At 62.4% G+C, this 12064-nt stretch carries 9 protein-coding genes; 5 read left to right on the top strand and 4 right to left on the bottom strand.

The genetic code is table 11. The annotated features are described in order from the left end of the window. Positions 1-48: 48 nt before the first annotated feature. The 4 genes from SKZ59_RS15960 to SKZ59_RS15975 all read right to left on the bottom strand — a co-directional run bounded on the left by SKZ59_RS15960 (position 49) and on the right by SKZ59_RS15975 (position 4624). Positions 49-1044 carry a BMP family lipoprotein gene (locus SKZ59_RS15960; RefSeq protein WP_034754523.1) on the bottom strand — a complete coding sequence of 332 codons (996 nt, stop codon included), beginning with the start codon at positions 1042-1044 and terminating at the stop codon, positions 49-51. Positions 1045-1547: 503 nt separating this feature from the next. After that, the gene (locus SKZ59_RS15965) at positions 1548-2450 is read right to left on the bottom strand and encodes a LysR family transcriptional regulator (protein WP_034754538.1); all 903 of its coding nucleotides are present in this window, start codon (positions 2448-2450) and stop codon (positions 1548-1550) included. Positions 2451-2535: 85 nt separating this feature from the next. Then, positions 2536-3465 carry a pseudouridine-5'-phosphate glycosidase gene (locus tag SKZ59_RS15970; protein WP_319992312.1) on the bottom strand — a complete coding sequence of 310 codons (930 nt, stop codon included), beginning with the start codon at positions 3463-3465 and terminating at the stop codon, positions 2536-2538. A gap of 1 nt (position 3466) precedes the next feature. Continuing rightward, positions 3467-4624, bottom strand: a complete 1158-nt coding sequence (locus tag SKZ59_RS15975) for a carbohydrate kinase (protein ID WP_319992313.1) — start codon at positions 4622-4624, stop codon at positions 3467-3469. Between the two features lie 400 nt (positions 4625-5024). Between SKZ59_RS15975 and xapA the strand changes: the two genes are divergently transcribed. The 5 genes from xapA to deoA all read left to right on the top strand — a co-directional run bounded on the left by xapA (position 5025) and on the right by deoA (position 12021). Continuing rightward, complete coding sequence (gene xapA, locus SKZ59_RS15980; RefSeq protein WP_058050228.1) at positions 5025-5864, top strand: xanthosine phosphorylase; 840 nt, start codon at positions 5025-5027, stop codon at positions 5862-5864. Between the two features lie 120 nt (positions 5865-5984). Beyond that, positions 5985-7178 (top strand): phosphopentomutase, encoded by a 1194-nt coding sequence (locus tag SKZ59_RS15985; protein ID WP_139090108.1) that lies wholly within the window; start codon positions 5985-5987, stop codon positions 7176-7178. After that, positions 7175-8134 (top strand): deoxyribose-phosphate aldolase, encoded by a 960-nt coding sequence (gene deoC, locus SKZ59_RS15990; protein WP_319992314.1) that lies wholly within the window; start codon positions 7175-7177, stop codon positions 8132-8134. The genes SKZ59_RS15985 and deoC overlap by 4 nt, the downstream gene beginning before the upstream one ends. A gap of 12 nt (positions 8135-8146) precedes the next feature. After that, complete coding sequence (locus tag SKZ59_RS15995; RefSeq protein ID WP_413774563.1) at positions 8147-10528, top strand: aldehyde dehydrogenase family protein; 2382 nt, start codon at positions 8147-8149, stop codon at positions 10526-10528. Positions 10529-10698: 170 nt separating this feature from the next. After that, positions 10699-12021, top strand: a complete 1323-nt coding sequence (gene deoA, locus SKZ59_RS16000) for a thymidine phosphorylase (RefSeq protein WP_319992315.1) — start codon at positions 10699-10701, stop codon at positions 12019-12021. The last annotated feature ends 43 nt before the right edge of the window (positions 12022-12064 follow it).

Raw genomic sequence — 12064 nt, forward strand, 5'->3', positions numbered from 1 at the left:
CCGCGCGGAGACTGGCCCCGGCGGCGCGCTAAAAGATACGGAGAAAAATTAAACCGGGCAGCTGCTGCCGACGCGGTAATCGATCACTTTGATCTTGCCATCGATAATGTCCTTACGCGCACCCAACACGCGCTTTTCGATTTCCGGCGTAATCAGCTTGCGGTTGTTTGCGTCGAGCGCCCAATCCACGCCGCCTTCTTTCAAGCCTTTATAGCTGACGCCGCCCTTCCAGGTGCCGTTCTTGACTTGCATGAAGCTGTCGTAGACCGTGTTGTCGACGCGCTTGACCATCGAGGTCAGGATACTGCCTGGATACAGATGATTCTGGTTCGAATCAACGCCGATGGCCAGCTTGCCTTTTTCCTTGGCCATTTGCAGGGTACCCATGCCGCTGCCGCCAGCGACGGCGAAGACGACATCGACGCCGCGCTCGAATTGCGAGCGGGCCAGTTCGCCACCCTTGGCCGGGTCATTCCAGGCGCCGGACGTGGTGCCGACCATGTTTTGCGTGATTTCCATCTTCGGATTGACGGCCTTCGCGCCTTGCGCGTAGCCGCAGGCGAAGTTGCGGATCAATGGAATATCGATGCCGCCGATGAAGCCGACTTTCTTGCTCTTGCTGGCCATGGCTGCCGCCACACCCACCAGGTAGGAGCCTTCTTCTTCCTTGAAGACGACGGAATTGACGTTGCTGCCGGCGGCCTGGCCGTCGATCAGCACGAATTTCACGTTCGGGAATTCCTTGGCGACCTTTTGCACGGCTTGCGTTTGCGCAAAGCCGATGGCGGCGATCATGTCGAGTTTCTTGCGGGCCAGGCCGCGCATGACTTGCTCGGCTTGCGTATCGCTCGATGCCTGTACTTCGATGAAGGAAATGCCCGTGTCTTTTTTGAAGCGCGATGCGCCTTCGAAAGCGGATTGGTTGAACGACTTGTCGAACTTGCCGCCCGCGTCATACACGACACCCAGTTTTGGGGTAGCCGCGGACGCTTGAGCAGTCAGAAATACGGCTGCGATCGTCAAACTAAATTGTGTAAGTTTCATGAATTGGCTCCTGGAAGATCGATATTGTATATTTTTTATAGGTGAAACATATAATTTGGGGCCGATTTAGCCTGTTTTTGATGCACGAGGTGATAATTCCTTATCAACATTGCACTGTATTGCACAAGATCATTGCTGACCTCGTCTGCTTTCATGTCGTCAGTGTGATGCTCATGCAACAGTCGCGCCCCGTCTCTTTTATAAGTACAACATCGAATGGGGCTGCCGGAGCGGGCTGGGATGCGCCGTCAGATGACGGGCAGGGCAAGCACGGAACCGGCGCCGCGATGGGCGTCCGAATCACTATGCATCATGCCAGATATGTATGACAAATACGTTTTTGTTTATGTATTTATATGCACTGCATATAAATAGGTTTTAAGAACGCATAACAAAACCGTAGCGAGCGGCAGTGAGTTGTGGTCGAGAAGCGGAGCTGTGCGAATGCACAGTGAGCATCGGAGGCCGCAAATCGCGACGCGCAGTAGGTTTTGTTCGCGTTCTCAGGCAGCCGGGGGATTGAGGATATTGAGGAAGGCCCGCACGACGGGTGCGTCGTCGAGTGTCGTGTAGCTGATGTACAGATTCGCTGAGGGCGGATTCGTTTTGATCGGCAGAAACACGACGCCGGGCCAGCCGATGCGGCTCGTCGTTTCCGGCACCAGGGTCACGCCCAGGCCCGCGCCCACCATGGCCAGCAGGGTTTGCGGTTCGCTCGCTTCCTGGAAAATCACGGGTTCGAAACCGGCGTTGATGCAGCATTGCACCAGGTAGCGGGGAAACGCGGATTTGTCGAGGTTCAGGGTCAGCATCGGCTCTTCGGCGATGTCGATCAGCTCGATGGACGTGTTTTTCGCCAGCGGATGGTGTTCATTGACGGCCACGCAGACGTTTTCGCGGAAGCACAGTTCCTGGCGTAGATTGTCGTGACGCAAATCGTCGTCATTGAGTTTGGGTTCGCGCCAGAAGCCCACGTCGATCTGCTTGGCGCGCAAGGCTTCGTACTGCACCGTGGGACCAAATTCATGGATGGTCCAGGTGACGCGGGGAAATTTGGTCTGGAATTCTTCCAGCAAGCTGGGGATAGGGCCCCACATGGCCGAGCCGACGATGCCCACGCGCAAGCGGCCCACTTCGCCGCGGTCGATCTGGCGGATCGTGTCGATGGTCATGCGCATCTTGGCCAGCAGGTCGGCCGCTTCGTTCATCAGCGCCTTGCCCGCCACGGTCAGCTCGAAGGTGCGCGTGGTGCGCGCAAACAGGCGCACGCCCAGTTCGCTTTCCAGTTTCATGATCTGCTGGCTCAGGGGCGGCTGCGAGATATGCAGGCGCTCGGCGGCGCGGCTGAAGCTTTTCTCCTCGGCAACGGCAAGAAAATACTTTAACTGTTTCAGATCGATGGACATGCTTTCCTTGGCGTTGCGTGTTGCTAGGCGATGGAACGGCGCGCGGACCCGTGAAGGTGCGCGCGCTTTCTTTACAGCAGTCCTATTATCGTGCCACGACCGCCTGCATGGCAATGGCCAGTGCCGTGCCGACTTGCGCATTGTGCTTGACCAGCGCGATATTCGTCGCCAGGCTGCGGCCATCCGTCAGCTGCTTGATGCGCGAGAGCAGGAATGGCGTGACTTGCTTGCCCTTTACGCCGCCTGCATCCGCTTCCTGCAGCGCTTGCGCGGTGATGGCATCGATCTCTTCCTTGGGCATCGCTTGCGCGGCCGGCACGGGGTTGCTGACGACCACGCCGCCTGTCAAGCCCAGCTGCCACTTGGTGCCGATGAACGCGGCTTGTTCGGCGGCCGTATCGAGGCGGAAATCGGCCTTGAAGCCGCTTTCGCGCGTAAAGAAGGCAGGAAAACCTTCCTGGCCCACGCTGATGACGGGCACGCCGTGCGTTTCCAGGTATTCCAGGGTCAGGCCGATGTCGAGGATGGATTTGACGCCCGCGCAGACGACGGCCACCGACGTTTGCGCCAGTTCCTGCAAGTCGGCGGAAATGTCGAAGCTCGTTTCCGCGCCGCGGTGCACGCCGCCGATGCCGCCCGTGACGAACACGGCAATACCGGCCAGTTCCGCGCAGATCATGGTGGCGGCCACGGTGGTGGCGCCCAGCTTGCCTTGCGACAGGACGAACGGCAGGTCGCGGCGGCTGACCTTCATGGCGTCGGGCGAGGTGCCCAGCAATTCCAGCTGGTCGGGCGACAGGCCCACGCAGATCTTGCCGCCGATGATGGCGATGGTGGCCGGCACGGCGCCGCCGTCACGGATGATCTGTTCCACTTCGCGCGCCATTTCCACGTTTTGCGGATACGGCATGCCGTGCGAAATAATGGTCGATTCCAGCGCCACGATGGCCTTGCCGGCGGCGCGCGCGTCGAGCACTTCTTGCGAGAACAAGAGGAAATTCTGTAATTGGGTCATGTCAGTCCTGTTGAAAGAGGGTAGGGGGAGGCGGCGCCAGGTCGGCGTCGTCAATGTTGTCGAGTGCGCCAGCGGAAATCTGGGGCGAGACGGTGGCCGCCGATTCCAAGGTCATGGCGGCCAGCTTCAGGCCGCGCCGGCATGCCAGTTTCAAATCGTTGCTGTCGTGGTACAGCGACCAGCAGACGGCGGCGGAAAACGCGTCGCCGGCGCCCGTCACATCGACGGCGTCCACTTCGCGCGCGGCCAGGTGCACGATGGGGGCGTCCAGGCTGTCGCCATCCGTGAAGTACACGCCTTCGCCGCCGCAGGTGACGATCACCTGGCGCGCGCCCTGGCGCTGCACTTCGCGGCAGGCGGCGCGCAGATCGGTTGCCGTGGGCAAGGCCCGCGCCACGCGCGTTTCCAGTTCACCACGGTTGAGTATCAGCAGGTGCAAGCCCGACAGGTCTTGCGGCAAATGCGCCATCTTCGGCTGCGAGACGGCGACGATGACGAGCGGCGTCGCATGGGCCCCATCTTGGCGGGCATCGGCCAGCAGGGCCTGCACGCTGTCGTGGCCCAGGTTCAGGTCGCAGACGGTGAGGGCGGCGGCGGCGCGTTGCGGCTGGCGGCTATGCAAAAAGGCGGGCGTCAGCTGTTCATACAGTTGCATGTTGGCCATCGCCAGCAGCATTTCGCCATGTTCGTCGAGCACGGCCGTGTAGGTGCCGCTGCTGGTATTGCTCAGATGTAAGCTGCCGCGCATGTCGATGCCCGCGTCTTCCGCGTGCGTCTGCAGGGCGTGGCCAGCCGCATCGTCGCCCAGCGCCGTCAGCAGGGCCACGGGGATCGACAAGCGGGCCAGGTTTTCCGCGATGTTGCGGCCCACGCCGCCAAACACTTCTTCCGAGCGCACGGGATTCGAGGTGCCCATCTGCAGGGTCGCCAGGGTGCGCATCTTGCGGTCGAGGTTGGCTGCGCCTATGCACAGCACTGGACGGCTGTCGGGCAGCACATAGGCGCGTCCCAGCAGGCGGCGCTCGCGTATCAATCCGGCGATGTGGCCGGCGACGGCCGAGCGCGACAAGCCCAGTTCGCTCGCCAGATCTTGCTGCGAGATGAAGGGGTTGTTGCGGATCAGCGTGTACAACTGGTCTTTTTTATTGGTATCGGTCACGGGGTTTTCGCTGGGGTTTAAACATTTGTCTGCAACTGTAAACATTTGTCCAGTTGGTGTCAAGCTCGTGTCAAGCTCGTGTCAAGCTCGTGTCAAGCTCGTGTCAAGTGTGCATGAAAAACCTTCGTATGGAGCTTGTATGCATGCATTTTCCAGGGATGGCAGGCTGGGGCTAGCCTCGACTATAATGTCGGCCATTTATATTTGAATTGTATAAATGGGCAAGAAAAATGGTATTTGCCATACATATTCCGTTTGATGCATAGTGGCGGCAAATAGTGGCAATACGCATCTGGATATACCAGTAACACCCATACATACCCGATACCTGGGCGCGATATTTTGCCTATACCGTCGCGCAGGCAGCAACCCATCATCAATAGTCAATCAGAGGATAACCATGTCGAACAACACCCCTTTCCACGCCGCCGAAATCATCCGTGCCCGCGCTCCTGAAAATTTCAAGCCGCGCGTGGCGATGATCCTCGGCTCCGGCCTGGGTGTGTTGGCCGAGCAGATGACGGACGCCGTCAGCATCAGCTTTGACGAATTGCCGGGCTTCCCGATCAGCACCGTGCACGGCCATGCCGGCGAACTGGTGATCGGCACCCTGTCGGGCGTCGCCGTCGTCTGCATGAAGGGCCGTGGCCACTTCTACGAAGGCTATGGCATGGGCGTGATGACGAGCGCCATCCGCACCCTGAAACTGCTGGGCTGCGAAATGCTGTTCGTCACCAACGCCGCCGGTTCCCTGCGCCCTGAAGTGGACGCCGGTAGCCTGGTGGCCATCAGCGACCATATCAACCTGCTGCCAGGCACGCCGATGGTCGGCCCGAACGACGACCGCTTCGGCCCGCGCTTCTTCAGCATGGCCAACGCCTACGATGCGGATCTGCGCAATCTGGTCAAGGACACGGCTGCGGCGAACGGCATCACCCTGCACGAAGGCGTGTTCGTCGCCTACCCTGGCCCGAACTTCGAGACGGCCGCTGAAATCCGCATGATGGCCCGCCTGGGCGCCGACACGGTCGGCATGTCGGTGGTGCCGGAAGTGGTGTCGGCCCGTCATTGCGACCTGAAAGTGGTGGGCGTATCGGTGATTACCAACCTGGCCGAAGGCATGTCGCCATTCGCCCTGTCGCACGAACAAACCCTGAAATACGCGGCCATCGGCGCCAAAGACCTGGTCAAGCTGATCCTGGCTTTCCTGGCCACCGTGGCCGCCAAACCGCAAGCCTAAGCACTTTTCTTGACGCAGTAGCGGCGCGCCACTTAGCGGCGCTGCCGCGCGGCAGGCCGGGAAAATCCGGCCTACACTGTTCGCATCATCTTCGCATCACTCCATAAAGCGAGCCTTATCATGTCACGCGCATTTATCCTCCTGCTTGATTCTTTCGGCCTTGGCGCGACGCCAGACGCCGCCAAGTATGGCGACGCAGGTGCCAATACCTTTGGCCACATTGCCAGCACTGTCGCCAAAAGCGGCAAGACCTTGAAACTCCCGAACATGGAACGCCTGGGCCTGGGCGCTGCGGCCCACTTGGCCAGCGGCGAATGGGCCACGGGCTTCGACCAGCGCGACGGTTTTACCGGTGCCTACGGCGCGGCGCGCGAGCGCTCCACCGGCAAGGACACGCAGAGCGGCCATTGGGAAATCGCCGGCGTGCCCGTCGAATTTGACTGGGGATATTTTCCCCGCACCACGCCATCGTTCCCGGCCGACCTGACCGACAAGCTCAAGGCCATGTCCGGCGTGCCGGGCTTCCTCGGCGACTGCCATGCCTCGGGCACGGACATCATCAACAAGCATGGCGACGAGCACGTCGCCACCGGCAAGCTGATTATCTATACGTCGGGCGACTCGGTGATGCAGATCGCCGCGCACGAAGAATCGTTCGGCCTCGAGCGCCTGTACGAAGTGTGCGAAATGGCCTTCAAGCTGGTCGAGCCGTACAACATCGGCCGCGTCATCGCCCGTCCGTTCACGGGCAGCAATGGCAACTACACGCGCACGTCCAACCGCCACGACTATGCCGTCGCGCCACCCGCGCCGACCCTGCTCGACCACGTCAAGAATGCGGGCGGCGAAGTCGTCGGCCTGGGCAAGATCAGCGACATTTTCGCTACCCAGGGCATCTCCAGAGTCGTCAAGGGCGTCGACAACATGGCGCTGTTCGAAGCGCTGTTGAAGACGGCCGATGAAGTGCAGGACAAGTCGCTCACCTTCGTGAACTTCGTCGATTTCGACCAGGCATTCGGCCACCGCCGCAACGTCGAGGGCTATGCCGACGCGCTGCGCGAAATGGATGCGCGCCTGCCGGAATTCATGGCCAAGCTCAAGGAAGGCGACCTGGTCGTGATCACCGCCGACCATGGCTGCGACCCGACCTGGCACGGCTCCGACCACACCCGCGAACACATACCGATGATCTTCTTCGGCCCCGGCGTCGCCCCGCGCGCACTGGGCATTTCCGAGACCTTCTCCGATATTGGCCAAACCCTCGCCAAACACCTTGGCGTACCACCACTTGCTAATGGAACCAGCTTGTTATGACACTCATGCATCCCGAATTCAAGCGTAACGAGGCCGTTGGCCTCGACCTGGGCTGGATCAACCAGATCCGAGTCAACCGCGCCGCGACAGACCGCCGCGCGGCCAGCCTGGCAAACCGCCGTACCGTGAAAAAGGAATACCAGGCCGCCTGGCTGGTGAAAGCCATCCAGATGATCGACCTGACCACCCTGGGCGGCGACGATACGCCGGGCCGAGTGGAACGCCTGTGCATGAAGGCCATGCGCCCGCTGCGCGCCGACCTGATGGACGCGCTGGGCTTGACTGACTTGAGCACCGGCGCCGTGTGCGTGTACCACGAGATGATCCAGCCGGCCGTGAAAGTCATCCAGGGCCGCTTGCCCATCGCCGCCGTATCGACGGGTTTCCCGGCCGGCCTGACGAGCATGGAAACGAAGCTGCGCGAGATCGAGCTGTCGGTCGCCGCCGGCGCTTCCGAGATCGATATCGTCATCACGCGCCAGCACGTCCTGAACGGCAACTGGCAAGTGCTGTACGACGAAATGCTCGCTTACCGCAAGGCGTGCGGCGATGCGCACGTGAAGGCGATTCTCGCCACGGGCGACTTGCTGACCATGGAAAACGTGGCCAAGGCGTCGTGGGTCTGCATGATGGCCGGCGCCGATTTCATCAAGACCTCCACCGGTAAAGAGGGCGTGAACGCCACCATTCCCGTGGCCCTGACGATGGTGCGCACGATCCGCGAATACCACGAGCAGACGGGCTTCCAGGTGGGCTTCAAGCCGGCCGGCGGCGTCAGCTCGGCCAAGAGCGCGCTGCAATACCTGACCCTGATGAAGGAAGAGCTGGGCAACGAATGGCTGCAGCCGCACCTGTTCCGCATCGGCGCTTCCAGCCTGCTGACCGACATCGAGCGCCAGCTCGAGCACTACGTCACCGGCAGCTACTCGGCCAATCATCGTCACGCACAACCTTAAAGAACAATCGTCATGCCAACAATTAACGAGATTCTCAATACTATGGACTACGGCCCTGCTCCCGAAAGTCAAAAAGAAGCGCAGGCGTGGCTCGATGGTCACCAGCGCACATTCGGTTTGTTCATCGACAATGCCTGGAGCGCGCCGGCGGAACTGTTCGCCTCGACCAATCCTGCCGACGGCACGCAGCTGGCCGAACTGACGCAAGCGACCGACGCCGACGTGGAACGCGCCGTCGAAGCGGCACGCCGCGCGCTGCCTGTATGGCAGGGTATGGGCGGCCACGGCCGCGCGAAAGTCATGTACGCGCTGGCCCGTCTGCTGCAAAAGCATTCGCGCCTGTTCGCCGTGCTGGAAACCCTGGACAACGGCAAGACCATCCGCGAAACGCGCGATATCGACCTGCCGCTGGCCGCGCGCCATTTCTACCATCACGCCGGCTGGGCGCAGCTGCAGTCGGAAGAATTCGCCGACTACCGCGCCGTGGGCGTGGTGGGCCAGATCGTGCCGTGGAATTTCCCCCTGCTGATGCTGTCGTGGAAAATCGCCCCGGCCCTGGCGGCCGGTAACACGGTCGTCTTCAAGCCGGCAGAATTCACGTCGCTGACCGCCATGCTGTTCGCCGAACTGTGCGTGCAGGCGGGCGTGCCGGCCGGCGTCGTCAACATCGTCACCGGCGATGGCCGCGTGGGTTCGGCCATCGTCAACCATCCTGGCGTCGACAAGATCGCCTTTACGGGTTCGACGGAAGTGGGCCGTTTGATCCGTGAAGCGACGGCCGGCAGCGGCAAGAAGCTGTCGCTCGAATTGGGCGGCAAGTCGCCGTTCATCGTCTTCGAAGACGCGGACCTGGACGGCGCCGTGGAAGGCCTGGTCGATTCGATCTGGTTCAACCAGGGACAAGTATGCTGCGCCGGTTCGCGCCTGCTGGTGCAGGAATCGGTCCAGGAACGCTTCCTGAACAAGGTGCGCGCCCGCATGGAAAACCTGCGCCTCGGTTCGCCGCTGGACAAATCGATGGACGTGGGCGCACTGGTCGACCCCGTGCAGCGCCAGCGCATCGCCGCACTGGTCGATTCGGCCCGCGCCGAAGGCTGCGACGTGTGGCAACCTGCTTGCGAATTGCCGGCTGACGGTTCGTGGTTCCCGCCGACCCTGATCACGGGCGCGTCGACCTCGGCCGCCGTGGCACAGGCTGAAATCTTCGGCCCCGTGCTGGTGGCGATGAGCTTCCGCACGCCGCCCGAAGCGGTGCAACTGGCGAACAACACGGTGTACGGCCTGGCCGCCAGCGTGTGGACGGAGTCGATCAGCCTGGCCCTCGACATCGCGCCCGCCATCAAGGCTGGCGTGGTGTGGATCAACAGCGCGAACCAGTTCGACGCGGCGTGCGGCTTCGGTGGCTACCGCGAATCGGGCTTCGGACGTGAAGGCGGCCGCGAAGGCATGCTGGAATACATGACGGCCCTGGCCGAAGATGCGCGTCCGGCCTTGCCGGTGGTGGAAGCGAAAGCCAAGGCCAATGTAAAGCCGGCGGCAGCAGGTCCATTCGCCATCGACCGCACGGCCAAGATGTACATCGGCGGCAAGCAGGCGCGCCCCGACAGCGCTTACAGCGCGCCCGTATTTGGCGCGAATGGCGCCCTGCTGGCCGAAGTGGGTGTGGGCAGCCGCAAGGACATCCGCAACGCCGTCGAAGCGGCCCATAAAGCGTCCGGCTGGACCAGCGCCACGGCGCACAACCGCGCGCAAGTGCTGTACTACATCGCTGAAAACCTGGCAGCGCGCGCCGACGAATTCGCCGCCCGCATCGCCGCCATGACGGGCAGTAAAAATCCCGAGAAGGAAGTGCAGGCCTCGATCGAACGCCTGTTCTACTACGCCGCCTGGGCCGACAAGTACGACGGCCTGGCGCACCAGCCGCCAACCAAGGGCATCACCGTGGCGCTGAACGAAGCGGTTGGCGTGATCGGCATCGTCTGCCCGAATGAAGCGCCGTTACTCGGCTTCATTTCGCTCGTCGCCCCGGCCATCGCGCTGGGCAACCGCGTGGTGGTGGTGCCGTCGGAAGCGCATCCGCTCTCCGCGCTGGACCTGTACCAGGTGTTCGACACGTCCGACCTGCCTGGCGGCGTCGTCAATATCATCAGCGGCAACGCCGATGAACTGGCGCGCACCCTGGCCACGCACGCCGACATCGACGCCGTCTGGCGCCATGACGGATCCGCTGACGGTTGCGCTGAAGTCGAGCGCCTGTCGGCCGGCACCCTGAAACGCACCTGGGTCGGCGGCGCCAAGGGCCGCGACTGGTACAGCGCTGCCCAAAGCGGCGGCCGCGCCGTGCTGGCGCATGCGTCGCAAGTGAAAAACGTGTGGATTCCTTACGGCGTCTAAGTTTGTAAAGCAGGATAGTGGGGCCGGTTCTTCCGCGCAGCGATGCGCCGGGGCGCCGGCCCCAAGTTGCTTTCGCCAGCAAGGCGTGTAGGTCGGATTAGCCCGCAGGGCGTAATCCGACAAGGCCGCTGGATCGACATCAGCATTTGAATAGGACATCGGGAGCTATCATGTTTCTAACTCAGGAAATCATTCGCAAGAAGCGCGACAAGGGCGTATTGAGCGCCGAGGAAATCCAGTTTTTCGTGCGCGGCATTACTGGCGGCAGCGTCAGCGAAGGGCAGATCGCGGCGCTGGGCATGGCCGTCTATTTCAACGACATGAACATGGACGAGCGCGTGGCGTTCACCCTGGCCATGCGCGATTCCGGCCACGTGCTGGACTGGCGCTCGCTGAATCTGCCTGGCCCCATCGTCGACAAGCATTCGACGGGCGGCGTGGGCGATGTGGTCTCGCTGCTGCTGGGCCCCATGGTCGCCGCATGCGGCGGCTACGTGCCGATGATCTCGGGCCGCGGCCTGGGCCACACGGGCGGTACCCTGGACAAGTTCGACGCTATTCCCGGCTACTGCACGGTGCCGGACAATGCACTGTTCCGCAAGGTGGTGCAGGATACCGGCGTGGCCATCATCGGCCAGACGGCGCAGCTGGCGCCGGCCGACAAGCGTTTCTACAGCATCCGCGACGTCACCGCCACGGTGGAATCGGTGGCCATGATCACTGGCTCCATCCTGTCGAAGAAACTCTCGGCCGGGCTGGACGCGCTGGTGATGGACGTGAAAGTGGGTTCGGGCGCCTTCATGCCGACGTACGACAAGTCGGTGGAGCTGGCCGAAAGCATTGTCGCCGTCGGCAATGGCGCGGGCATGCAGACGTCGGCCATTCTGACGGACATGAACGAGTCGCTGGCGCCGTACGCGGGCAATGCGCTGGAAGTGCGCGGCGCCATGGATTACCTGACGGGCCGTTCGCGTCCCGCGCGCCTGCATGAAGTGACCCTGGCGCTGTGCGCCGAGATGCTGGTGCTGGGCGGCCTGGCCGCCACCGAAGAAGAAGCGCGCGTGAAATTGATGGCGGCACTCGATTCGGGCGAGGCGGCCGAGCGCTTTGCGCGCATGGTGTCGGCCCTGGGCGGCCCGGCCGATCTGGTCGAACATCCGGACAAGCACCTGGAACAGGCGCCGTTCATCGTGCCGGCACCGGCGCTGTCGGCCGGCTTTGCCAACGTGCGCGATTGCCGCGCCATCGGCCTGGCCGTCGTGGCCCTCGGTGGTGGTCGCCGCCGCCCGACGGACAGCATCGATTTCGCCGTCGGCCTGACGGACCTCGTGGGCCTGGGTGAGCAAGTGGCCGTGGGCCAGCCGCTGGCCATGGTGCACGCGCGCACGGAAGCGGCGGCGCAGCAAGCCGTCAAGGAAATCCAGGAAGCGTATGCCATCAGCGCAGTGGCGTTGACGGGCAATCCCGTGATTTACCGTACCATTCGTCCGTAAAGTAAATCTGGGGTCAGACCCCCGTCTGCGATGGTGCTGAGCT

Source organism: Janthinobacterium sp. GMG2 (assembly GCF_033949445.1).
Lineage (GTDB): Bacteria > Pseudomonadota > Gammaproteobacteria > Burkholderiales > Burkholderiaceae_D > Janthinobacterium > Janthinobacterium aestuarii.